Source organism: Mesorhizobium sp. AR02 (assembly GCF_024746835.1).
In the GTDB taxonomy this organism is placed as follows: Bacteria; Pseudomonadota; Alphaproteobacteria; order Rhizobiales; family Rhizobiaceae; genus Mesorhizobium.
This window is the reverse complement of record NZ_CP080531.1, coordinates 6,475,260-6,499,182: the sequence shown is the minus strand read 5'-3', so window position 1 is coordinate 6,499,182 and position 23,923 is coordinate 6,475,260. Positions and strand designations below refer to the sequence as shown.

Here is a 23,923-nt window from a genome sequence, read left to right as displayed (position 1 = left end):
GCTTTGCCGCTCGCGGCCGCAACGGAAACCATTTGTTAAGGTTAACGGCGATCCACAGGGCGCACCACGGTCCTCTTGGATACGTTCGATACACCCGTTCTCGGCTCAGTTCACCGGCGGATAGAGCGTGTCGATGATCATGCGCGCGTCGTGGCGCGCATCGAGCATGCCATAGGTGTTGCGCCACTGGCCGGCCAGGCGGGTTTCGACGAAGGCATCGGCAATCCGCCCTGCCCCCAGCCGGCGCAGTTCCGCTGCGGCGGCTGACAACGCCAGCTGTTCGGTCAGCAGGCGTGCCGAGCCCTCATCGGTCGAAGCCACCTGCATCGCCGCCTTCAGCACACCGATCGTTCCGCGCCCGCCGGCGCCGAGGTCACGGTCGATACCGGCCAGCACCTCTTCGAACAGGCCAGGCGCGCGGCCGAGCACACGCAGCACGTCGAGCGCCATGACATTGCCCGACCCTTCCCAGATCGCGTTGACAGGAGCTTCGCGGTAATAACGGGCGAGCGGCGCCTCCTCGACATAGCCATTGCCGCCGAGGCATTCCATCGCTTCGTAGAGCAGCGGCGGTGCGATCTTGCACACCCAATATTTGACGACCGGCGTCATGGCACGTGCAAACGCCGCCTCGCCGCGATCGCTCGCCGCTTCGTCGAAGGACCGCGCCAGCCGGAACGACAGAGCGGTGGCGGCGGCAACATCCAACGCCATATCGGCCAGCACGCGCTGCATCAGCGGCTGCTCGATCAAGGTCGAGCCAAACACCTGGCGATGGCGGGCATGATGAACCGCTTCCGCCAGCCCTGCCCGCATGATCGCCGACGACGCCACCGCGCAGTCGAGCCGGGTCAAGGTCACCATGTCCATGATCGTCTTCACGCCGGCGCCAGGTTCGCCAACCATCTCGCCGATGGCGTTGACGAATTCGACCTCGGAAGACGCGTTGGAGCGGTTGCCGAGCTTGTCCTTCAGGCGCTGGAAGCGAAAGCCATTGCCCGACCCGTCACCGAGAACGCGTGGCACGAGGAAGCAGGACAGTCCCTCCGGCGCTTGCGCCAACACCAGGAAGGCGTCCGACATCGGCGCCGACATGAACCATTTGTGCCCGGTCAGGCGATAGAAGCCGCTGCCGGCGCGTTCGGCCCTGGTCACATTGGCGCGCACATCCGTGCCGCCCTGCTTCTCGGTCATGCCCATGCCGAGCGTCAGCCCGGTCTTCTCGACCGGCGGCTTCTGGCTCTGGTCGTATTTGCGGGTCGTCACGCGCGGCGCCCATTCGCGGAACAGTTTTGGACTGGCCATCAGTGCCGCCAGCGAGGCACTGGTCATGGTGATCGGGCAGAGATGCCCGGTCTCGAGCTCGGCGGTCAGGTAGAAACGCGCGGCGCGCACCTGATGCCGGCGGCCGATCTCGGCGTCGCCATTTTCCCAGACCGAAGAATGCAGCCCGTTGGCCACCGAGCGACGCATCAAGGCGTGGTAGGCGGGATGGAATTCGACCAGGTCGATGCGCCGTCCCTGGCGATCATGCGTCCTGAGTTTCGGCGTCTCGACATTGGCGAGACGCGCCAGTTCCTGCGCTTCCTGCGTCAGGACGAAACGGCCGAGACCGTCGAGATCCTTGCGCACCGGGTCGGAAAAGCGCTCGGCAAGCTGGATCAGCAACGGATCCCCCCGCCAGGCGTTGCCACCCGTCAGCGGCGGCGGCTGGTTCGTTACGTCGTCGGTCACGCCCAATCCTTCAATCGGTAGAAAAGGTCCCTATCGTGCGAAAGCCACGAATCCGAAGCCATCGGCTAGATATAGCCAAGCGTTGCCGCGCGCGCGACGAAAATACCGGGGAGAACGGCGCCAATCCAAAGCTGGTGCTTGCAGGCGCAAAATCCGCACCCTATAGCAGCCCCTTGAGATGACCGACGCTTCGTCCCTGCCACTCTACCCTCACCGCCATCTTCTGGGCATCAGCGACCTTTCGCCCGCCGACATCGAGCTTTTGCTCGACAGGGCGGATCGGGCCGTCGCGATTTCGCGGCAGTCCGAGAAGAAGACCTCGACGCTGCGCGGCCGTACCCAGATCAACCTCTTCTATGAGGCCTCGACCCGGACGCAGTCCTCGTTCGAGCTGGCCGGAAAGCGGCTCGGCGCCGACGTAATGAACATGTCGGTGGCGAGTTCCTCGGTGAAGAAGGGCGAGACGCTCATCGACACCGCGATGACGCTGAACGCCATGCGGCCCGATATATTGATCATCCGCCATCAGTCGGCGGGTGCCGCCGCCCTTCTGGCCCAAAAGGTCGGCTGCTCGGTGGTCAATGCCGGCGACGGCGCGCATGAGCATCCGACACAGGCACTGCTCGATGCGCTGACCATCCGCCGCGCCAAGGGTCCGCTGTCGAAGCTGATCGTCGCGATCTGCGGCGACATCCTGCATTCGCGCGTGGCCCGCTCCAACATCATGCTGCTCAACGCACTTGGCGCGCAGGTTCGGGTCGTCGCGCCTTCGACGCTTCTGCCCTCCGGTATCGAGAAGATGGGCGTCATCGTCACACGGTCGATGGCCGAGGGCCTCAAGGACGCCGACGTGGTGATGATGCTGCGCCTGCAGCGCGAGCGGATGGAAGGCGCCTTCGTGCCTTCGGTGCGCGAATATTTCCGCTATTTCGGCCTCGACGCCGAGAAGCTGAAGGCGGCCAAGGACGACGCAATGGTCATGCATCCCGGCCCGATGAACCGCGGCGTCGAGATCGCCTCGGAAATCGCCGACGGTCCGCAAAGCGTCATCCAGGAACAGGTGGAGATGGGTGTCGCCGTGCGCATGGCGGTGATGGAAGCGCTGCTCGATCCCCGTCGTAATCAAGAGGGCCGCGGCGCATGAGCACTACGGTCTTTGAACGCGCCCGCATTGTCGACCCCTCGCGCGGCATCGACGAAGTCGGCTCCGTCATTGTCGAGGGCCGCAAGATCGTTGCCGCGGGCAAGGCGGCGTTGAACCAGGGCACCCCCGAGGGCGCCATAACAATTGATTGCGCCGGCAAGGCGATCATTCCCGGTCTGATCGACGGCCGTGTCTTCATCGGCGAGCCGGGCGGCGAGCATCGCGAAACCATCGCTTCCGCGAGTGTCGCGGCAGCGGCCGGCGGCGTCAGCTCTGTCGTCATGATGCCCGATACCGACCCGGTGATCGACAATGTGGCACTGGTCGAGTTCGTGCTGCGCACCGCCAAGGACACCGCGATCGTCAATATCTTCCCGGCGGCGGCGATCACCAAGGGCCTCGACGGCCGCGAGATGACCGAGTTCGGCCTGTTGCGCGAGGCAGGTGCTGTCGCCTTCACCGATGGCCGCCACACCATATCAAGCGCGCTGGTGATGCGCCGTGCCCTGACTTATGCCCGCGATTTCGGCGCCACCATCGTGCATGAGACGCAGGATGCCGACCTCGGTTCGTCAGGCGTCATGAACGAAGGCCTGTACGCCAGCTGGCTCGGCCTCTCCGGCATTCCGCGTGAAGCCGAATCGATCCCGCTGGAGCGCGACCTTGCCTTGGCGCGGCTGACGCGCGGCTCCTACCATGCGGCAAAAATCTCGACGGCGATGGCGGCAAACGCCATGACGCGCGCGAAAGCCGATGGTGCTGCCGTCACTTCTGGCGTGTCGATCCACAATCTGTCGCTCAATGAAAACGATGTCGGCGAATACCGCACCTTCTTCCGTCTGACGCCGCCGCTGCGCGCTGAGGAAGACCGGCTGGCGATGATCGAGGCGGTCAGGGACGGCACGGTCGACATCATCGTCTCCTCGCACGATCCGCAGGATGTCGACACCAAGCGCCTGCCCTTCGCTGACGCGGCCGCCGGTGCCATTGGGCTGGAGACGTTGCTTGGTGCTGCCTTGCGGCTTTACCACAATGGCGACGTGCCGTTGCTGCGGCTGGTCGAGACCTTGTCCACCGCGCCGGCAAAACTGTTCGGCCTGCCCGGCGGAACATTGAAGCCGGGTGCCGTCGCCGACCTTGCGCTTGTCGATCTCGATGAACCCTGGATCGTCAGTGAAAGCGGCATTCGCTCGCGCTCGAAGAACACCTGCTTCGAAGGCGCACGCCTGCAAGGCAAGGTCTTGCAAACGCTGGTGGCCGGCCGCACAGTATTTTCAGCTTAACCCTGCCGACCAGCCAATCTTCGCAGTACTCTGGTTTCGCGGTACAGTGAACTGTCATCCACCGACTCCTCCAAGAGCCTTTGCCATGAGATCGCATCATCCTTCCTGGCTGCAGTCGATCTGGCATAGCCTTCGTCCCGCGCCGAAGATCATCGTCACACAGAAGTTCAACCGGAATTCCCAGAAGGTGAGTTCCCTGATGCCGCCGGAGGATAGCGGTGCCTGGCTGCTGGAGAGGATGCGGCAACAGATCGGATTGAAGACCCTCGCAGCCAGCCGGCTGCTCGACTTCGGCTGCGGCGTCCGGTTCACCCAGGCTATCCTAAATCGCAGGATTCCGATCCGATCCTACACCGGTGTCGACTGCTTCGCGGAGATGATCGACTTCCTGCGCTCCACCGTACGCGATCCCCGTTTCTCCTATGTCCTTCTGGACGCGCACCACCCGCTCTATAACCCGAAAGGGCGCCCACTCTCCAATGAGACGGAACTCCCGCTGCCCTTGCACGCCTTTGACGTCGTCTCGCTATTTTCTGTGATCACCCACCAGAACCCCGATGATGCAGCATTCATCTTCAGCCTCCTGCGCCGCCACACCGCAACCCAGGGCCGCCTCCTTTTCACTTGCTTCCTGGATACCGGGATCGCCGAGTTCGAAGACAGGAGCCCGGACAAGAACGGCGGCATGTGCTTTTACAACCCCGATTTCCTTACCTGTCTGGTGGAAGGCTGCGGCTGGCGAATCGTCCAAAGAGCGCCAGGCGAAGGACCCCCGATCGGTGACTCGTTCGTCTGCGCCTTGGCTTGAACGCAAGCCAAGGCGATGACATAAGAAAATATGGGGGGAAACAATGAATTACGGCATCATCCCAGCACTTGTCTTCGGCTATCTGCTCGGCTCGATTCCCTTCGGGCTGCTGCTGACCCGAGCCGCCGGCCTTGGTGACGTGCGCAAGATCGGCTCGGGCAATATCGGCGCCACCAACGTGCTGCGCACCGGCAACAAGGGACTTGCCGCGGCGACGCTGCTGCTCGACGCGCTGAAGGGCACCGCCGCCGTTCTGATTGCTGGCCATTTCGCACCAGAAACGGCTATCTGGGCCGGCCTCGGAGCCTTTCTCGGCCACCTCTTCCCGGTTTGGCTTGGCTTCAAGGGCGGCAAGGGCGTCGCGACTTATCTCGGCGTGCTGATCGGCCTTGCCTGGCAGGTGGCGCTGATCTTCGCCATTGTCTGGCTGGTGATGGCGTTCCTGTTTCGCTTCTCCTCGCTGGCAGCGCTGACCGCGGCCGTTGTTGTGCCGATTGCTCTCTATTTCATGAGCACACCGCAGATTGCCGCCCTGTTCGTGGTGATGAGCATCATCGTCTTCATCAAGCATAGGGCGAATATTTCGCGGCTGCTTGCCGGCACCGAGGGCAAGATCGGAGCCAAGGGGTGAGCGAGCCGGCCGCCGGGCCGCGCCTCAGCGACCGGCAGCGGCTGAGCTGGCTGCGACTGATCCGCACCCAGAATGTCGGCCCCGCTTCCTTTCGCGACCTGATCAACCGCTTCGGCTCCGCCGAGGTGGCGCTGGAAATCCTGCCGGAACTGATGATTTCGGGTGGCGCCAGCCGGATCGCCCGCATTCCCTCAATCGCCGAAGCCGAGGCCGAACTCGAGGCGGCCCGCCGGGCTGGCGCGCGTTTCGTTGGTATCGGCGAGCCCGACTATCCGCCGCTGCTGAGAAGCATGGACAATCCGCCGCCGCTGCTGGCGGTGAAGGGCAATGCCGCTGTCTTTCGGCTGCCGGGTGTTGCCATCGTCGGCGCCCGCAACGCATCGCTGGCCGGCATCAAGATGGCGCGCATGCTGGCGGCCGATCTTGGCGGCGACGGCTATGGCATCGTCTCCGGCCTGGCGCGCGGCATCGACACGGCAGCGCATCAGGGCAGTCTTTCGACCGGCACGATCGGCGTGCTGGCTGGAGGCCTCGACCTGCCCTACCCGCCCGAGAATGCCGGCCTGTGCGCGGAAATTGCCGAGCGCGGCGCCATCATTTCGGAAATGCCGTTCGGCTGGCAGCCGCGCGCCCAGGATTTTCCACGCCGCAACCGCCTTGTCGCGGGTGCTGCCCTTGGGCTGGTGGTGGTCGAGGCGGCACAACGTTCGGGCTCGCTGATCAGCGCCAGGCTTGCCGGTGAAATGGGGCGGCTGGTGTTCGCCGTGCCGGGATCCCCGCTCGACCCACGCGCGGCCGGCACCAACGGCCTGCTCAAGGACGGCGCCACGCTGGTTACCGAGGCATCGGATGTTTCCAGGGCGATCGCGCCGCTGACCGGCATGCGGGCGCCTGACGTGCCGCCATTCGACGACCCACCGGATTTTTCAGCCACCCCGCCACCCGGCGAGAGCGACCGCGCCAAGGTCGTCGAGGCGCTCGGACCGACGCCGGTGTCGGTCGACGAAATCATCCGCCACACCGGCCTGCACCCGGCCCAGGTCTTCATGGTGCTTTTGGAACTCGACCTCGCCGGCCGGCTCGAACGCCATGCCGGCGGTAATGTCTCGCTGGTTTTCGGGGACGGCTGAGAGCAATCGTCAATGGCGATTGCAGCCCTTCCCCCCGGTCTCGGCATAATCCGTTGTGTTGGCTCCAAACAAATCGTTCTCGACAGCCTTGCGCCAGATTGCATCGGCGTCTTCGGGACGCAACGGCTCAGCTGCCGTCTTGTCATCAACGCTTTGCGGCTCAGAGTGCCGCCGCAGCCAGGCAGGCATGATTTCCCGGATGAAGCTGGTCAGTTGGGTCATTGCAAACTCCTTCCATGCGCGAGAAGTGGCTTGGGTGCAATCCGGTTCATTTGGCCATTGCGGCCAGCGTGGCCGCGGTCTCGCGTTTGTTCATCCCGTCCAGCCAGGCCAAGGCCGCATCCACGCCGGCCAGCGCAAAAGGTGCCGCTGTCGATCCGTACGGCTTTATGCGAACCGAGACGCCGTCCAATTCGTTGACGACCTCGAACCCGTTCTCGTCTGAAGTATCGTCACCGAGGAACACCGGTCGGCGTCCCCCGAAATCCGGAATCTGCATGAAGCGTCGGATAGCTGCTCCCTTCGCCGCCTCCAGCGGCATCAATTCCACACCGGCATTCCCGGCCAAGACCCGATATCCCGCGGGTAATTTGTCCAGTGCCTGTTCGACCAGCTGCGTCGCCCGCTGCAGCAAATGCGGTGCCGCGCGTGTATGAATGGCCAGGATTGGTCCCTTGCGTTCGATATAGACATCCGCATTGTCCAGTTCCGTCGCGATTTCGTTGGCAAGCGCTGCAATGTCAGCCGGTTCGACGGCGGCTTCGACCGGACCATCGCGTGCCAGCCTGTGCTCGAGGCCATAGAGCCCCGCGGCGCGCAATCTGAGAGGCTGGAAGAGATGGTCGACAGCGGCGATCGACCGTCCCGTGATGAACGCCAATGCTCCGTCCAATTGCGATTCAAGCCGTGTCAACAGCATGCGCAACTCCTCACTGACAACCACCGCATCGGGGTGCGCGGCATGTTCGAGAAGCGTGCCATCGATATCGAGGAACAGGCTCCATGGCCCTTGCGGGACGAGGGGTTCCGGCAGGTTTGGCAATATCGACATCACAGCGCCGCCACGCGTCTGCGATCAAGCAGCGATATCACATTGGCTGGGGCCGCTGGAGCAGCACCCACGGCACGATCGACTGCATCACGCTTGCGCAAACGCGCAGCATCGAGAAGCATGCTGCCCGCCCACCGATAGACATTGTTTTCGCGCACGATCTCGCGCATGCGTCGCATGCGCTGGCGTTGCTCCTCCTGCGACATGGTCAAGGCCTGCAGCAAGGCGTCGCCCATCATCGCCGCGTCATAGGGATTGACGATCAGTGCTTCCAGCAGCTCCTTCGAGGCGCCGGCGAACATGCTGAGCAGCAGCACACCCTGTTCATCCTCGCGCGCCGCGACAAACTCCTTGGCAACCAGGTTCATGCCGTCATGCAGGCTGGTGACCATGCAGACGTCGGCGGCGCGGTAGATTTCGTAGACCTGCAGCTGCGAGTGATGTTCCGTCACCATCAGGACAGGCGTGTAGCCTTCGCGGCCATAACGCTGGTTGAGATCCTCGGCATGGCGCAGGCACTCCTCGTACAGTTGTTGATAGGCAGGCAGAGTGCCGCGGCTGGGCGCCGCGATCTGCAGTAACGCCACCTTGCCGATCCATTCCGGATGAAGCGTCAGCAGTTCATCGAGCGCATTGAAGCGATCGAGGATGCCCTTGGTGTAGTCGAGACGTTCAACACCTACGCACAGCCTGACATCCTCGGCCAGGCCGAATTTCTCGCGAACCTGCCGGCGGCATTGCGCTGCGTCCGGCAGCTTGTCCAGATGCGGTGGCGACCATTCGATTGAAATCGGATAGGCGTGAACCAGGCTGATCTCGCCGCCATGGGAAATGGCCGAATCCTCGCGCTCGATCCTGCTTTCCAGGAAACGGTCGACACTGTCGATGAAGTTGTTGCAATGGAACTGGGTGTGAAAGCCGACGATCGAACTGCCGAGCAGGCCCTCGAGAATCTTCTCACGCCACGGGCAGATGCTGAACACTTCCGAATTCGGCCACGGAATGTGCCAGAAGGTGATGATGATCGCCTCTGGCAGGCGCTCCCGGATCATGCGCGGCAACAGCGCGAAATGGTAATCCTGGACCAGCACGATCGGCCGCTCGTTGCGGGCTTCAGCAACAACGGTGTCGGCGAATTTGCGGTTGACCGCTTCGTAGGCCTCCCAGTCGGAGGCGCGGAATATCGGCCGGGTGAAAGCGATATGGCACAGCGGCCAGAGGCCTTCATTGGCAAAGCCGAGATAATAACCTTGCTGTTCCTCCTCACTCAGCCAGACGCGGCGCAGCGTGTAGGAAGGATTGTCCGGCGGCACCTCGATCCGGTCGTTCTTGTCGACGACAAGCGCGTCGGCCGAGCCGCCGCCATAGGCGATCCACGTGCCCGCACAGGCGCGCGTGATCGGCTCCAGGGCGGAGACGAGCCCGCTGGCGGGTACGACCAGCTGGATGTCGTCGCCCTCGCGGTTGTGGATGTACGGCTCACGATTTGAGACGACGATCACCTGGGCATCGGGGAGTTCCGTTGCCAGGATATGACGCAGCGTTTCGGACGACCACTGCACCAGCGCGGCAACGGCCGACTGCCCATTCTTCTCGAATTCCGGCAACGGGCCGCGAACGGATTCGACCTCTGCAGCGGCCAGCCTGCCGCCCTTGCGCGCCCGCAACATCATCGTCACCAGCGCGATGATCAAGACGCCGACAGCTGCAAGGGTGAAGAGCCATAGTGCGAATGGGGGAACGACCAGGTACGAACTGTTGTCGGGCATTGAAATCGATTTACCTTTCAATGGGATACAGCAGGGGCTGGAGCTCCGGCACCCATAGTCTTATGGCCCAACGCTCACGGTGGCGTGATGGTTCCGATTTTTCAGCTTCTGACCACCAGAGGCACCAGCCCTTCATGCGGTTCCGCAAGGAAGGCGCCGACACGATCTCCCACGCGCTGGAATGTCAGATCCACCGCCGCCTGCCCTACCGAAAGATGGCGGACGACGAGGCTGTCGATGCCGATCGGCAGGCGCGGCCGGGTCACATGGATCTCGCCTGTCCAGCCATCGATCTGAAGGCCGAGACACGATTGCATGAGCATGAAGGCCGAGCCGGCGGACCAGGCTTGTGGCAGGCAGGCCACCGGATAGGCAATCGGCGCTTCGCCGGCTGCGCGCGTGAAGCCGCAAAAGAGTTCTGGCAGACGCATGTTGAAATGAACGGCGGATTCGAAAGTTCCGCTCATCAGCCGCACCACGCTGTCGCGGCTGCCGTATCGCGCCAGCCCGGCCGCGCAGATCGCTGTGTCGTGCGGCCAGATGGACCCGTTGTGATAGGACATCGGATTGAAGAAGATCGCGTCGTCCGCCAGCGTCCGCAGTCCCCAGCCGGAATGGAACGAGGCCGACAGCAGCTGGTCGGCGACCATGCGCGCGCGATCCGGGCTGGGAAGGCCGACGTAAAGCAGGTGACCGGCATTGGATGTGCGCACCTTGCAGGGCTGACCATCGCCGTCCAGTGCCAGCGCATAGTAGCTGAGGTCCTCGATCCAGAAATGGCGCTCGACTTTTTGGCGAAGTGTGTCCGCGCGTACTTCCCAACTCTCCGCCCGCTCCGTTTCGCCGCGCAGCCGTGCCAGTTTCGCCAACCCCTGGAACGCCGCGAAGGCGTAGCCCTGCACCTCGACCAGCGCGATCGGCCCCTTCGGAATGCGGCCATCGGCGTGAAAGACGGAATCGAAACTGTCCTTCCATCCCTGGTTGGCAAGGCCGGATTCTGCCGCGCGCTGGTAGGTGAGGAAACCCGTCGAACGGCTCGCCGTTTCGATCCACTCGGCCGCGGCGCACAGCGATGGCCACAGCGTATCGATGAAGGCTATGTCCCCCGTGCGGTCCGCATAGGCGCAGGCAAGATGAATATAGAGCGGCGTCGTGTCGACACCGCCATAGTAGCGGCCGAACGGCAACTCGCTGAGCGCCACCATCTCGCCCTTGCGGGTTTCGTGCATGATCTTGCCGGGTTCGGAATCGCTGAAAGGCGAGGTCTCGGTCGCCTGGTGCTGGGCGAGAAACGCCAGGACGCCCCGCGCCAGCCCAGGATTGAGCCAGAGCATCTGCAAGGCTGAAATCACGCCATCCCGGCCAAAGGCCGTGGAAAACCACGGAATGCCGGCATAGGGATACGGCCCGGTTGGCAATTCCGTCGTGAGCAGCGCGACATCGGCGCGAGCCCGCGCCATCCAGTCGTTGAAAACGCGGCCCGAACTGTGCAGCGTCGCGCCATGCCGGCGTTTGGCGCGCATGCCGAAACGAGCACGGGCGGCGGCAGCGCGAAACCGATGGCTTTCGGGGCGATCGTCTGTCTCGTTGCCCACCTCCACGTAAAGCGTCTGGCTGCTGCGCTTGGTGACGGCGATGACGAAATCCGCCCGCTCGGAGGTCAGCTGGTCGGGCGTCTGCGAAAACGATATCGCCGATGTGCGCACCACCTTGTCCAGGCCTTCGTAGCGGAGCACGACCGCGTTCCCTGTGATCTCGGCCGTATGGGCGGTTCCACGCTTCGAGCGGGTCGAGCCCCGGACTTCGAACATGTCGCGGAAATCGGCGCCAAAGCGCAGCGACAGCAGGATCGTCGAATGTTCCCGACTGTAATTGGAGAGTGTTATGCGCTCATACAGCCTTTCCTCCCACAGCAGCCTGACGCGCTCGATATGGATGGCGCCTTGCGGAATCTGGCGGCCAGCAGCGCTTTCAATCGGCAGATTGGTCAAATTGGCGGTGAAGAGGACGTTGTCCTGGCTCAGCGACGCGCCAAGCAACGACGTCGACCGCCCGCCGACAGTGAGGCGAAATTCAGAAAGCACGCGCGTGTCGTCGCGAAAGAACCCGTCACCGACGCCGCGTATATCGCCATAAGCGTCGGCAACGACAAAGCAGTCGCCATGCTTGAGGGCGAACAGCCTGTGCGGTTCCCGCGGCGCCGTCTCATCGAGAGACGCCAGTGCTATGGCCGGATCGAGCGTGCGCTCGTCAAGTGGGCTGATGGTCAATAGGCCTGTCCCTGTTCATTCCAGTGGGCACACCGCTACGAGGCCTTTATGTGATTGCCGGCGTCGTCGACCAACTCTGCATAGGCGGCGGCGTAATCCTGACCCATCCTGCGGGCTGAAAAGCGCCGCTCGAACACCGCCCTGACACGCCGTCTGTCGAGTTGCAGGAGAGCCGGCATGGAGGCAACGGCATCCTCTATGGTCTCGACGACGAAACCGGTCACGCCGTGGTCGACGATCTCCGGCATGGCGCCGCAACTCCAGGCCATGACCGGCGTCCCGCACGCCATCGCCTCGATCACGGCAAGGCCGAACGGCTCCGGCCAATCGATCGGGAAAAGCAGGGCGACGGCGTTTCCGAGAAACGCCGCTTTCTGCTGCTCATTGATCTCGCCGACATATTCGATCTGGTGGCCATCGATCATGGGTTGGACGATTTCCTCGAAATAGGCGCGATCGTCGTCGCCGATCTTGGCCGCGAGCTTGAGCTTCAGGCCGGTGCGGCGAGCAATCTCGATCGCCCGGTCCGGCCGCTTGTCGCGCGACATCCTGCCGAGAAAGGCAAGATAGCCACCATCCGAGCCTGCCTCGAAGTCGGGTTCGTAGAGATCGACCGGCAGCCCGTGATGGATCGTCGCCAGCCAGTTCGCGGATCCGAATCGCGCTCGCTGGCTGCGCGATATCGAAATCATCGGGAACCGCGGGAACCGGTCATAGGCTTGTGCGAGGTCCGCGTAGTCCAGTCTGCCATGTGGCGTCGTCACCGTGCGCTGCGGCATATCGCGGAAAAACGGGAAATGCAGGAAATGGCTGAGATGGAAGTGAATGACGTCAAAATCGTCGGCCTGCTTCCTCACCTCATCTAACATCGACAGATGCGCCGCGATCTCGGACTTGAGCGGACGCGGATCGAGACGAAGCGCCCGCTCGCGGCATGGCACGAGCCTGGCGGAGGTCTTGGTGTCGCCACTGGCGAACAGCGTCACGTCGTGGCCGAGGTCGACGAGGGCCTCGGTAAGGTAAGAAATAATGCGCTCGGTGCCGCCATAGAGCCTTGGCGGCACGGATTCGTACAATGGTGCGACATGGGCAATCTTCATGGCCCGGCCTTCCCTCGATGAACTGGTCATGGAGCGAAATGCTTCAGCCGCAGGATCGTTCCTGCCTCATTGGCAGATGCGTCGAATGGTCGAAGAGCGTTTGATGTTCGATCGAGCCGCCCTATTTCCTTTGGGCCGCCGAATTGCACTCACGGCAGCCAAGGAGGCCCCAAGTGCACGAACCCAAGGATGTGCAGGAACCCAAGGATGCCCGCCGGAACCGGCGAGCTTCGGGTGACTGGTCTGATCAGAGGCTGGGCGGCAAATATTCTGAATCCGCCGCGAAATCCGGACGCAACGCGGACACGTCTAGCGGGGCGGACCGCACGATCTCTTTAAGCAATTGAAAGACCACGCTTTTTTACGCCACTCAAGCTTCGCCTCAACTGACAATTGATCAGATATGACATCGTTGCGGAATATTGTTCTGTCGCGCCGCTGCCTGAAAAGCCTCAAACGTGCTCTATAAAACTCATATGGCTGCTACCGTGCGTGAGTGTATCGAATATGGTCAACCCGGATTTCTCCAAAAGGTCTTTCCAGATTTGATCCAGGTCGTCGTACGCTTCGCTCAAAAATGTCTGATCAATGTGACTTTCCCATTCGGCATGCAGGATGCCCATGGCCTCTAGCTCCTCGACGGTAGCTACGACCTCTTGATCGAAGGTGTGTTCGTCAGGCTTCCCATGCGCCAAGGTGTTTCGGAAAGTTCGAAGCCTCGATAGGCTCGAATATGGCCTCGCTGCGTGGTCCGGCTTTACCCCGAGAGCGCCACAAACAGCTTCAACTTTCTTCGAAGCTTGCTCCCGTTCATTCCATCCCTTGATCAGTTTGTATCCGAGGAAATTAAACTTAGCCTCAGCCTCAAAAGCGAGGAATGTCAGCCCCGCCATAATCTCGAAGGAAATGCCCTCGCGATCATCCGTCTCGATTCGATGGTCGACCTTTTTCTTGAAATAGAACGCCGCACCGCCGAGATCATTATGGATATTGATTTGGCGACGAGCCTTCAGTTTCACTCTCACCTGGGCCATGGGTCTGAATCCTTTGATCGGGCTTTCATTGGTCAGGATATGTCGACCCTTGGCTTTCCGGGCGTCCAGCGGCCATCAAAAAAATCTTTGCTGACGACTATCTCCTGATCGGCAAATCGCGCGGTGCGTCGGTTCAACGCGACGACAACATCTTCTGAGACATCGGTGTAGGAGATCGGCTTAACGCCCTTCGACATTGGCTTGTCATGGGCAATAATCGGCTTAACGCCCTTCGACATTGGCTTGTCATGGGCAATAAAAAGCATTCTGCGCGGCGAGAGCGGCATCGTGATCTCCAAGCTTTCGTACATCAGCGCGGCGCCTCGATACATCGGAGGCCGTTTGTAGGCCTCGGGGTCATACCAAACCACAGGCGCGTCCGAGGTGATAAAGCCTTGGCCTGATGGGTCGCTGCAGAAAACGGTAAGTCTCATCTGCATTAAGAATGGAAATTCCGATTCGATCACTGCCGGCGCGATTGATTGGATCGGATAGTCGACGATGCGCTGCACGTCTTCCATCGACATCGTAGGGCCGCTAGGGGGAAGGCTTAGTCGAGCGATCCGTGCTCTTTCGGCCGGCGTTTTGGTTGCCATCTGTTTCGTGATTTCGTCGCCGGTAGACAGGATCTTCTGCCACTGCTGACGCTGATGATCCCGAAATCGCGGAGTCCGAGAATGCATCGCGGCGATAAACACAGAGAGCTTCATCCGTAAAATGTTCGGAAGGAGTTTCCGCTGCTCGACAAAGTCTTCGCGCAGCCGTGCCATGCCACTCTCAAGTTGGCTCAACCCATGTTCGAATGACAAATCTCGGCTGCCGTCCGGCATGGCCACCGTATACATATCCGTTTCCTGGAACATGTTTTTAGGCGATTTTCGGCGGCCGTCTCCTCCCGTGCGCGGGAATAGCCACACATAGGGCATTTGGTCCGCCGGCGTAGCGGGGTCAGTCCATGCCGACAGATACGCTTTCGGGATGAAGTGGTGGCTCTTATTTGCGAACCGCGGCAAACTGATCCCCTAGCTTTCGAGGCACCTCTATTTTGCGGACACTACGCGGACATGGAAATGGGCCTATTACGCCTGCCGTCCGACCTCTTGCAAACAGTTGATTTTATTTTGTTTTTGGTGAGCGCGATGGGATTCGAACCCATGACCTACTGATTAAAAGTCAGTTGCTCTACCGGCTGAGCTACGCGCTCCCGCGGGCGCGAAAGGCGGCCCTCGAAATTGCGCGGAACATAGGGAGAGTGGCTCAACCGGTCAACCGGAAAAAACGGATCAGAGAGCCAAGCTTTTCCAGCGTCGTCCACTTGCCCAAGCGGCCACTTCGATGAAGGGAGATATAAGCTTGGCAGAGCCATTGGCTGAGCACTTTGTAGTGCGGGTGACAGGCCGGAGAAACATTACGAATCAGCAACTTGGTGTTTTGCGAGGAACCATCATGTGCACTGCCCGTTGTCTCGCCACAAGGGACGTCAATCACCCTTTCGAAGGAGAAGACAATGAACAAGATCGTATCGGGTATACTGGCGACCACCTTGTCAGTTTCATTCGCTGCAGCGGCCATGCCGGCCAATGCTGCCCAGATCCTTGTGCCCCAGGCATCGGCGAGTTCGTCAGATATCCTGAATGTCGGAGAGACTCGCCCTGAGTGGTGGGGGCATCGCAACCGCCATTTGAATGGCAATCGCAATTTCAGCAACCGCAATTTCAACGGCAATCGCAACTTTGCGCGAAACAATGACGGCGGCGGCTATTGGAACGGCCATCGCGGCTATAGCGAATACCATCGTGGTTATCGCCGTCACGGCGACTATTGGTTCCCGCTCGCGGCATTCGCGACTGGTGCCTTGATCACCGGTGCGATCATCAACAACGAGAACAACCGCGTCTACGAAGGCAACTCGCACGTGCAGTGGTGCTATGACCACTATCGCAGTTACCGCTCTTCGGACAACACGTTCCAGCCGAACTACGGCCCGCGTCAGGAATGCCGTTCGCCTTACTGATCCAGGGATAAGTATCAGTAGTTGGTAGGTACAAGACCCGCGTCGGAAACGGCGCGGGTCTTTTGCGTGGGACTTTCAGCATCCCGATCAGCGGTGTCAGTTGGCCCAGTTTGCGCTTTTGAGGATCAGATAAAGACCGCCCCCTTCCCCGCGCGGAGAGCGGTAAGCCCCGAGTGAGTCGCAAATCCGCACCATCGCTGCCGTCAGTTCCCAGCCCAGCGTTTCCAGATCATCTTTCGTGTCGGTCACATAGGCCTGTTGAAGTTCGGCGATATCGTTCTCCTCACCGAAGGAACGAACCCGTTTTGCGTCGGCGAGAAGTTCGCTGGGTAAGTTTGAATTTGACCAGGCCCAAAGCCAGTTACCAGCTTTGGCGCTTGTCGAGCCTGCAATCTGAATCTCGGTAACGACTTTGACGGCACCTTGGTCTGAGAACAGAAGCCTGCCGGTCGTCAGGTCGTAGTCATAGCGCGGCCAATGGCCGAGGCGGAACTCCTTCTCCAAACGAGCATTCTTGGCTGTTAGCTGTTCAAAAGCCTGGTCGCGCCAAGCAGGATACCAGTCCGGCTGCATGTCCCCCACCGTCAAATCTTCCTCCTGTGGCGACCGTTATGGCACGCTCAAGGTCCTGCGCACAGCATCGCGCCAGCCTGCCAACTTGGCGGATCGTGTGGACATATCCATCTCCGGCTTGAACCGCCGCTCGAGCGCCCAGCTCTTGGCGAACTCCTTCGCCTTCGGCCACACGCCGGCTTTCGAGCCGGCGAGCCAGGCCGCACCCAGCGCGGTCGTCTCGAGGATGGTCGGACGGTCGACCGGCGCATCGAGAATGTCGGCCAGGCGCTGCATGGTCCAGTCCGACGCCACCATGCCGCCATCGACCCGGAGAACCGTTTTGGCCGAAGTGCCCTTCCAGTCCTTGCGCATGGCGTCGAGCAGGTCGCGGGTCTGGTAAGCGACGGCTTCGAGTGCGGCACGCGCGAACTCCGCCGGACCGGAATTGCGGGTCAGTCCGAAGATGGCGCCGCGCGCTTCGGCGTCCCAATGCGGTGCGCCCAATCCGACAAAGGCCGGTACCAGATAGACGTTTTGCGTCGGGTCGGCCTCGGCAGCCAGTTTGCCGCTCTGCTCGGCCTTGCCGATCACCTTGATGCCGTCGCGCAGCCATTGCACGGCAGCCCCTGCGATGAAGATCGAACCTTCCAACGCATAGGTGGTCTTGCCGTTCAGCCGATAGGCGATGGTGGTCAAGAGCCGGTTCTTCGAACGCACCAGATCGCTGCCGGTGTTGAGCAGCGCGAAGCAGCCGGTGCCGTAGGTAGATTTCATCATGCCGGGTTCAAAGCAGGCCTGGCCGATGGTCGCGGCATGCTGGTCGCCCGCGACACCGAGGATTTTTATCTCGGCGCCAAACAGATTTTTCTCGGTCACTCCATAATCATCGGCGCAGTCTTTGACCTCCGGCAGCATTTTTGCCGGGATGTTGAGAATGGCCAAAAGCTCGTCGTCCCAGGCGTTTTCCGCGATGTTGTAGACCAGCGTGCGCGACGCATTGGTGGCATCGGTGGCGTGGACTTTGCCGCCGGTCAGCCGCCAGATCAGAAAACTGTCGACGGTGCCGGCCAGCAACTCGCTTTTCTCGGCGCGTTTCCTCGCGCCCTTCACCTTGTCGAGCATCCAGGCGATCTTGGTGCCGGAGAAATAGGGATCAAGCAGCAGCCCTGTCTTGCGCGTGAACTTCTTCTCCAGCCCCTGCTCCTTCAGTTTCTGGCAGAGCGGCGCGGTGCGGCGGTCTTGCCAGACGATAGCGTTGTGGATCGGCTTGCCCGTCGCCTTGTCCCAGATGACGACGGTCTCACGCTGGTTGGTGATGCCAATGGCCGCAACGTCGGACGCTTCGCGGCCGGCAGTCTTCAGCGCGGCCTTCACAGTCGTCACGACGCTTGCCCAGATCTCTTCCGGGTCGTGCTCTACCCAGCCGGAGGCCGGATAGTGCTGGGTGAACTCCTTCTGTCCGCTGCCGGCGACTCTCATCTGGCCGTCGAACAGGATCGCCCGGGTCGACGTCGTTCCCTGGTCGATTGCCAGCACAAAACCGCTCATTCAGCATCCTCCATCTTGATACAAAGAGGGAGACGGCAACGCGCCGCCTCCCCCAATTTCACACGGGCGCGAACGCCCGCATAGACAGTTACTTCCGCCAGCTCTTGGCCAGTTCGTCGTAGTTGACGGTCTGCGGCTTTTCCTTCTCGTTCTTGGTGACGTTCCTCAGTTCAAGCATGACGCCTCCTCCCAGGCTTTCTGCATCAGCTCAAAACCCTCTTCATTCGGCGGCCGCGACATGCCGCCGGCTTATGCCGTGCATGAATTCATCGAGTGCTGCGACCTGCTCGCGGCTGAGATGCAGGCCGCGCTTGGTCCGCCGCCACAGCACGTCTTCTGATGTGACAGCCCATTCATTTTCAACGAGATAGCGCACTTCGGCTTCGTAGAGATCGCCGCCGAAATCGCGGCCGAGATCGGCCTTCGATTTGGCGAGGCCCAAGAGCACCTGTGCCCGCGTCCCGTAAAGCCGGGTCAGTCGGCGGGCGAGACGCGCATCGAGGAATGGATAGGCAGCCTTCAGCTTTGCCACCTGCGCGTCGAAACCGGTCGCCGGAAAATCGCCGCCCGGCAGCGGCGCGTCCGACGTCCACGGCTTGCCACGCTTGCCGAGAAAACCCTCGATCTTCTCCAGCATCGATTCCGACAGCCGGCGATAGGTGGTGATCTTGCCGCCGAAGGCGTTGACGATCGGGGCGGCGCCCTCGCCGCCATCGGCCTTCAGCACGTAGTCGCGCGTCGCTTCCTGCGCCTTGGAGGCGCCGTCATCATAGAGCGGGCGCACGGCTGAATAGGTCCAGACGATGTCGGAACGCTTGACCGGTTGCGCGAAATATTCGCTGGCGGCGGCACAGAGATAGTCGATCTCGGTGTCGCTGATCTTCACATCGTGCGGATCGCCGGGATAATCCTGGTCGGTGGTGCCGATCAGCGTGAACTCTTCCTCGTAGGGAATGGCGAAGATGATGCGGCCGTCCCTGTTCTGGAAGAAATAGGCGCGCGGATCGTCGAACTTCTTGGCGATGACGATGTGGCTGCCCTGCACCAGACGGACATTGTGAACATCGTTGAGCCCGACGACGCCGGAAAGCACGTGATCGACCCATGGTCCGGCGGCATTGACCAGCAGCCGGGCCTTGACCTCTTCGGTCTCACCGCTCTGCAGGTTCTCGATCTTGATTGTCCAAAGGCCGTTTTCACGGCGCGCGCCGACCACCTTGGTGCGGGTCCGGATCGTTGCACCGCGGTCGGCGGCATCGCGAGCGTTGAGCGCCACCAGCCGCGCATCGTTGACCCAGCCGTCGGAATATTCGAACGCCTTTTTGAACAAGGGCTTCAAAGGCTTGCCCGCCGGATCGCTTGCCATGTCGAGCGTCCTGGTCGCAGGCAGCAATTTGCGCCCGCCAATATGGTCGTAGAGGAACAAGCCAAGCCTGATCAGCCAGGCCGGACGCAGGCCCTTGGCATAGGGCAGCACGAAGCGCATCGGCCAGATGATGTGCGGCGCGTTCTTCCACAGAACCTCGCGCTCCATCAGCGCCTCGCGCACCAGGCGAAACTCGTAGAATTCAAGGTAGCGCAGGCCGCCATGAATCAGCTTGGTCGAACCGGAGGAGGTTCCGCTGGCGAGATCGTTCATCTCGGCCAGAAAAACCGAAAACCCGCGCCCAACGGCATCGCGGGCAATGCCGCAGCCATTGATACCGCCCCCTATGACGAAAATGTCCCGGACTGAAGATGTGTCCACTTAACTCCTCCACGATTTCGCATTGCACCATTTTGGTCTTTTGCGAAACCGTGGCGGAATTATTTCGAACTGATAACGAATGTCAAACGAAATATCACAAGTCCGTGAGATGACCGTGAAGGAGCCTCATCCAAGCGACGTTTCGATCAGCTGAACTTCGGCCTCAAGGCAGATCTTGCGCACCGACGCGATGTCGCAACGGTCGGTGATGAAGGTGTTGACCTGCGACAGATGGCCGATGCGCACCGGCGCGGTGCGTTCGAATTTGGTCTGGTCGGAAACCAGGATGACGTGCCTGGCATTGGCGATGATCGCCTGCGCCACCTTCACCTCACGAAAATCGAAATCGAGCAAGGCGCCGTCATGGTCGATGGCAGAGGCGCCGATGACGGCGTAGTCGACCTTGAATTGCCTGATGAAATCGACCGCCGCCTCGCCGACGACACCGCCATCCGAACCGCGCACGACCCCGCCGGCGATCACCACCTCGATCGAGGGATATATGCGCATCCTGTTGGCAACATTGATATTATTGGTGATGACCATTAGGCCGTTGTGATCGAGCAACGCCTTGCTGACCGCTTCCGTCGTGGTGCCGATGTTGATGAACAGCGAGGCGTTGTCGGGGATCAGTCTGGCCGCGGCACGGCCGATCGCTTCCTTCTCGTCCGCCGCGATCTTGCGCCTGGCCTCATACTCCATGTTCTCGATCCCAGAAGGGAACAGGGCCCCGCCATGGATGCGCGAAAGCAGCCGCTGGTCGCAGAGATCGTTGAGATCCTTGCGAATGGTCTGCGGCGTCACGTTGAAATGCGTGGCCAGATCGTCGACCAGCACGCGGCCATGATCCTTGGCCATCTGGATGATCTCGGCATGGCGCGGCGACAGATACATTGTAAGCTCCCGTTTTCGTTTTTCTTGTCTATAGTCGAAAACGAAAGCAATGAAAAGGCATAAGCCGGCTAACAGAAATTACCTGATTGCAAAGGCAAAGCCGGAACGCAACACCATCAAGGCTGAATCAGACCATGCCGCGCGCGATTTCGGTGATGACGGCAAAAGCCGCATCGACATCGCTTGCGGTCGCTTCGAACTGGCCGACCTGGAATCTTATTGCCACCTGCCCGTCGACCCTCGTCTGCGTCAGGTAGATGCGGCCGTCGTCGTTGATCGCATTGACCAGCCGCAGATTGTGCTCGTCAGCATCGGCGCTTGAGGCCGCCTTGTGCCGGAACGAAAACAGCGACAGCATCGGTTCGCTGACGATCTCGAAATCGGGCTCCTTCGCCAGCCGCACGGCAAGGCCCTCGCTCCACGCCACATGGTTGCGGATCATCGCCCGCAGGTTTTCCAGTCCGTGGGCGCGCAGCAGGAACCATAGTTTTAGAGCGCGGAACCGGCGGCCGAGCGGCACCGACCATTCGGAATAATTGATGATGCCATCATGACCGTGGGTTTTCAGATAGTCCGGCTTGATCGCCAGCGTCCTGACGTGGCTTTCAGGGTCGCGCAGGAACTGGATCGAGCAGTCGAACTGTGCGCCGAGCCATTTGTGCGGATTGAAGACGATCGAATCGGCGCCTTCGACACCGGTCCAGAAATGCCGGTACTCCGGGCAGATCATCGCCGACCCGGCCCAGGCCGCGTCGACATGGAGGTAGAGCCCATGCCGCTTGGCGACCGCGGCGACCGCCGCAATGTCGTCCGTGCCGCCCGTGCTGGTGCCACCGACGCAAGCGATGATGCCCGCCGGCAGCAGGCCGGCTTGCCGGTCGGCCACGATGGCTGCTTCCAAGGCAGCGGTGTCCATGGCGCGAAAGCGGCCGCTGACGGGAATGCGCACCAGATTGTCCTCGCCGATGCCCGACACCCAGATCGCCCGGTCGATCGAAGTGTGCACCTGGTCCGAGGAATAGATGCGCAACTGCCCCTGCCCGGCCAGGCCTTGTCTGTTGCCTTGCCAGTCCAGCGCCCGTTCGCGCATCGTCAGCACAGCGGCCAGCGTCGCAGACGACGCCGAATCCTGGATGACGCCGGAAAATCCCTCCGGCAGGCCGAGTGCCTGCCGCATCCAGTCGACCGTGCGCGTTTCGAGTTCGGTCGCCGCCGGCGACGTCTGCCAAAGCATGCATTGCGCGGCCATTGCGGAGACGAGATACTCGGCCACCACCGAAACCGGCGCCGCATTGGCCGGGAAGTAGGCGAAGAAGCGCGGATGCTGCCAATGCGTCATCCCCGGAACGATCTTCTCCTCGAAGTCGGCGAAGATCCTGTCCATCGGTTCCGCGTCTTCGGGCGGCGACGCTTCTATGCTCCTGAATATGTCGCCCGGCGCGACCAGCGGCCGAACTGGCCGCTCGCGCAACGTCTCGCGATAGTCGGCGCCCCAGTCGGCGGCACGCTGCGACCATTGCCGGAAATCGTTGTTGTTCATCCTGCCCCTCCCGACATGACCTTTCGCCGCCAGTCGTTGCCGCCGGCTCTTCAAGATCAGACATTAATTAACATGTGAAATATTTGCAACTGCCAGCTGGCGGCGAGCCGCAGACTACCCCGGGAAATCCGGCAGACTGGCAAAAGCCGCCTTCAGCGCATTCGACCAGCCATCGGAGATCGTGCGGTAGTACTGGTCGTCCTGGCCGATCCGCTTCTTCAGGCCGACCTTGAAAGTGTCTTTTTCCATGAACAACAGGTCGAGCGGCAGGCCGACCGACAGGTTCGACTTCAGCGTCGAATCGAACGACACTAGCAGCAGCTTCACCGTCTCGGCCAGGCTCATGGTCCGCTCATAGGCACGGATGATGATCGGCTTACCGTATTTGGTCTCGCCGATCTGAAAGAACGGCGTGTCGTCGGTCGATTCGATGAAATTGCCCTCGGGATAGATCATGAAAAGCCGCGGCGGACTGCCCTTGATCTGGCCGCCGAGGATGAAGGAGGCGTTGAAATAGGAATCGGCCTTCTCGCCGGCGGGTGACGCCTGCGCGATCACCTCTTTCACCGTATCGCCGACCAGCCGCACCGTCTGATACATGGATGGCGTTTCGAGCAGCTTCTCGTGGCGGTCTGTCACTGTCTTGGTGCGCTCGTCGAGCAGGCTGACTACGGCCTGCGTCGTCGCCAGGTTGCCGGCCGACATCAGGACGATGACGCGCTCGCCCGGCTGTTCCCAGACATGCATCTTCTTGAAGGTCGAGATCGAATCCATGCCGGCATTGGTGCGCGTGTCCGACATGAACACGAGCCCGCGATCGATCTTGAGGCCGACGCAATAGGTCATGGAATCTCTTCTAGCGGCAATCTTGACGGATTACTGCTCTACCGTGACGGTGACCGCAAGCTGTTCTTCCGCCTGTCCCAGTCGAATTCCCGACACCGGCGTAGCATCGCGATAGTCCCGGCCAGTTGCCACCTTCACATAGCGCTCGTCAGGCGAAATGCCGTTTGCCGCATCGAAGGCAACCCAGCCCAGACCAGAAACATGTGCTTCCGCCCAGGCATGGCTTGCCGCCTGCTCCACCGTCGCATCCAGCATCAGATAGCCGCTGACGTAACGGGCTGGAAAGCCCATGCAGCGCGCCGCAGCGGCAAAGATGTGGGTGTGATCCTGGCAGACACCGGTTTTCAGCGCCAAGGCCTCCTCGGCCGGCGTCGTCGCATTGGTGGTGCCGGGTGTGTAGATGACACGCTCGCCTATCACAGCCATCAGCCTGTGAAGCCGTTCGATATCGGTTCCGTTACCGACTGAACCGGCGAGTTCCCGAATCCCGCCGCCAATCGTCGTCAGCGGCGTTTCATGGCTGTAAAGCCACAACGGCGTAAAGCCCTGGTGCGGTCCGGAAACGCCCGCGGTGTCGCGTGTCACCACTTCACCAGCCGCTTCCACCGTGATGAAATCGCGTTCGCCCTCGACGCTCAAAAGCCTTGTATCGTTGCCGAAATGGTCGACAAATCGAACCTCTTCGCGCGCGCCTTCGATCGTCAGCGCCCAGGACAAGACGGTCTGCGTCGATCCACTGACCGGAAGCAGCCGCAGCCGCTGCAGCAGATACTGCACCGGCGCATCGTATCGGTATTCGGTCCGGTGGGTGATCTTGAGCCGCAT

Annotated in this window: 22 protein-coding genes and 1 tRNA gene; 6 read left to right on the top strand and 17 right to left on the bottom strand. The window is 61.4% G+C overall.

Annotated features, from left to right (window positions below; all coding sequences use genetic code 11):
- Nucleotides 1-105 precede the first annotated feature (105 nt).
- Nucleotides 106-1,734 carry a DNA alkylation response protein gene (locus DBIPINDM_RS35635; protein WP_258583626.1) on the bottom strand — a complete coding sequence of 543 codons (1,629 nt, stop codon included), beginning with the start codon at nucleotides 1,732-1,734 and terminating at the stop codon, nucleotides 106-108.
- A gap of 178 nt (nucleotides 1,735-1,912) precedes the next feature.
- Between DBIPINDM_RS35635 and DBIPINDM_RS35630 the strand changes: the two genes are divergently transcribed.
- The 5 genes from DBIPINDM_RS35630 (at nucleotide 1,913) to dprA (ending at nucleotide 6,730) form a co-directional block, all read left to right on the top strand.
- Nucleotides 1,913-2,878, top strand: a complete 966-nt coding sequence (locus DBIPINDM_RS35630) for an aspartate carbamoyltransferase catalytic subunit (protein ID WP_258583625.1) — start codon at nucleotides 1,913-1,915, stop codon at nucleotides 2,876-2,878.
- Nucleotides 2,875-4,161 carry a dihydroorotase gene (locus tag DBIPINDM_RS35625; RefSeq protein WP_258583624.1) on the top strand — a complete coding sequence of 429 codons (1,287 nt, stop codon included), beginning with the start codon at nucleotides 2,875-2,877 and terminating at the stop codon, nucleotides 4,159-4,161. The genes DBIPINDM_RS35630 and DBIPINDM_RS35625 overlap by 4 nt, the downstream gene beginning before the upstream one ends.
- 85 nt (nucleotides 4,162-4,246) lie before the next feature.
- Nucleotides 4,247-4,969 carry a class I SAM-dependent methyltransferase gene (locus DBIPINDM_RS35620; protein ID WP_258583623.1) on the top strand — a complete coding sequence of 241 codons (723 nt, stop codon included), beginning with the start codon at nucleotides 4,247-4,249 and terminating at the stop codon, nucleotides 4,967-4,969.
- Between the two features lie 43 nt (nucleotides 4,970-5,012).
- The gene (gene plsY, locus DBIPINDM_RS35615) at nucleotides 5,013-5,600 is read left to right on the top strand and encodes a glycerol-3-phosphate 1-O-acyltransferase PlsY (protein ID WP_258583622.1); all 588 of its coding nucleotides are present in this window, start codon (nucleotides 5,013-5,015) and stop codon (nucleotides 5,598-5,600) included.
- Nucleotides 5,597-6,730 carry a DNA-processing protein DprA gene (dprA, locus tag DBIPINDM_RS35610; protein ID WP_258583620.1) on the top strand — a complete coding sequence of 378 codons (1,134 nt, stop codon included), beginning with the start codon at nucleotides 5,597-5,599 and terminating at the stop codon, nucleotides 6,728-6,730. The genes plsY and dprA overlap by 4 nt, the downstream gene beginning before the upstream one ends.
- Nucleotides 6,731-6,739: 9 nt before the next feature.
- Here dprA and DBIPINDM_RS35605 read toward each other — a convergent pair whose 3' ends face one another.
- The 9 genes from DBIPINDM_RS35605 to DBIPINDM_RS35565 form a co-directional block, all read right to left on the bottom strand.
- A complete protein-coding gene (locus DBIPINDM_RS35605; protein WP_258583619.1) occupies nucleotides 6,740-6,952 on the bottom strand; it encodes a hypothetical protein in 213 nt (70 codons plus the stop codon).
- Between the two features lie 46 nt (nucleotides 6,953-6,998).
- Nucleotides 6,999-7,781, bottom strand: coding sequence for a trehalose-phosphatase (otsB, locus tag DBIPINDM_RS35600; RefSeq protein ID WP_258583618.1), 783 nt, complete (start codon nucleotides 7,779-7,781; stop codon nucleotides 6,999-7,001).
- Nucleotides 7,781-9,550 (bottom strand): alpha,alpha-trehalose-phosphate synthase (UDP-forming), encoded by a 1,770-nt coding sequence (locus DBIPINDM_RS35595; RefSeq protein ID WP_258583617.1) that lies wholly within the window; start codon nucleotides 9,548-9,550, stop codon nucleotides 7,781-7,783. The genes otsB and DBIPINDM_RS35595 overlap by 1 nt, the downstream gene beginning before the upstream one ends.
- 101 nt (nucleotides 9,551-9,651) lie before the next feature.
- Nucleotides 9,652-11,814, bottom strand: a complete 2,163-nt coding sequence (locus DBIPINDM_RS35590) for an amylo-alpha-1,6-glucosidase (protein ID WP_258589425.1) — start codon at nucleotides 11,812-11,814, stop codon at nucleotides 9,652-9,654.
- Nucleotides 11,815-11,855: 41 nt separating this feature from the next.
- Entirely contained in the window at nucleotides 11,856-12,920 is a 1,065-nt protein-coding gene (locus tag DBIPINDM_RS35585; protein ID WP_258589424.1) for a glycosyltransferase family 4 protein, read from the bottom strand.
- A gap of 452 nt (nucleotides 12,921-13,372) precedes the next feature.
- Nucleotides 13,373-13,954 (bottom strand): hypothetical protein, encoded by a 582-nt coding sequence (locus tag DBIPINDM_RS35580; RefSeq protein WP_258583616.1) that lies wholly within the window; start codon nucleotides 13,952-13,954, stop codon nucleotides 13,373-13,375.
- A gap of 32 nt (nucleotides 13,955-13,986) precedes the next feature.
- Entirely contained in the window at nucleotides 13,987-14,967 is a 981-nt protein-coding gene (locus DBIPINDM_RS35575; protein ID WP_258583615.1) for a DUF4238 domain-containing protein, read from the bottom strand.
- 115 nt (nucleotides 14,968-15,082) lie between these two features.
- A tRNA-Lys gene (locus DBIPINDM_RS35570) sits at nucleotides 15,083-15,158 on the bottom strand.
- A gap of 53 nt (nucleotides 15,159-15,211) precedes the next feature.
- Nucleotides 15,212-15,469 carry a hypothetical protein gene (locus tag DBIPINDM_RS35565; protein WP_258583614.1) on the bottom strand — a complete coding sequence of 86 codons (258 nt, stop codon included), beginning with the start codon at nucleotides 15,467-15,469 and terminating at the stop codon, nucleotides 15,212-15,214.
- On the opposite strand from DBIPINDM_RS35565, the gene DBIPINDM_RS35560 reads away from it, so the two are divergent.
- Complete coding sequence (locus DBIPINDM_RS35560) at nucleotides 15,462-15,968, top strand: BA14K family protein (protein ID WP_258583613.1); 507 nt, start codon at nucleotides 15,462-15,464, stop codon at nucleotides 15,966-15,968. The genes DBIPINDM_RS35565 and DBIPINDM_RS35560 overlap by 8 nt on opposite strands.
- Before the next feature lie 96 nt (nucleotides 15,969-16,064).
- Here DBIPINDM_RS35560 and DBIPINDM_RS35555 read toward each other — a convergent pair whose 3' ends face one another.
- The 7 genes from DBIPINDM_RS35555 to DBIPINDM_RS35525 form a co-directional block, all read right to left on the bottom strand.
- Nucleotides 16,065-16,550, bottom strand: coding sequence for a DUF6882 domain-containing protein (locus DBIPINDM_RS35555; RefSeq protein WP_258589423.1), 486 nt, complete (start codon nucleotides 16,548-16,550; stop codon nucleotides 16,065-16,067).
- A gap of 27 nt (nucleotides 16,551-16,577) precedes the next feature.
- Nucleotides 16,578-18,071, bottom strand: a complete 1,494-nt coding sequence (gene glpK / locus DBIPINDM_RS35550) for a glycerol kinase GlpK (protein WP_258583612.1) — start codon at nucleotides 18,069-18,071, stop codon at nucleotides 16,578-16,580.
- A gap of 220 nt (nucleotides 18,072-18,291) precedes the next feature.
- Nucleotides 18,292-19,818 carry a glycerol-3-phosphate dehydrogenase gene (gene glpD, locus DBIPINDM_RS35545; protein ID WP_258583611.1) on the bottom strand — a complete coding sequence of 509 codons (1,527 nt, stop codon included), beginning with the start codon at nucleotides 19,816-19,818 and terminating at the stop codon, nucleotides 18,292-18,294.
- A 126-nt stretch (nucleotides 19,819-19,944) separates the two neighbouring features.
- Nucleotides 19,945-20,712, bottom strand: coding sequence for a DeoR/GlpR family DNA-binding transcription regulator (locus tag DBIPINDM_RS35540; protein WP_258583610.1), 768 nt, complete (start codon nucleotides 20,710-20,712; stop codon nucleotides 19,945-19,947).
- Nucleotides 20,713-20,839: 127 nt separating this feature from the next.
- A complete protein-coding gene (locus tag DBIPINDM_RS35535) occupies nucleotides 20,840-22,252 on the bottom strand; it encodes a pyridoxal phosphate-dependent decarboxylase family protein (RefSeq protein WP_258583609.1) in 1,413 nt (470 codons plus the stop codon).
- A 114-nt stretch (nucleotides 22,253-22,366) separates the two neighbouring features.
- Nucleotides 22,367-23,098 (bottom strand): peptidase, encoded by a 732-nt coding sequence (locus DBIPINDM_RS35530; RefSeq protein WP_258583608.1) that lies wholly within the window; start codon nucleotides 23,096-23,098, stop codon nucleotides 22,367-22,369.
- Between the two features lie 30 nt (nucleotides 23,099-23,128).
- The gene (locus DBIPINDM_RS35525) at nucleotides 23,129-23,923 is read right to left on the bottom strand and encodes a transglutaminase family protein (RefSeq protein ID WP_258583607.1); all 795 of its coding nucleotides are present in this window, start codon (nucleotides 23,921-23,923) and stop codon (nucleotides 23,129-23,131) included.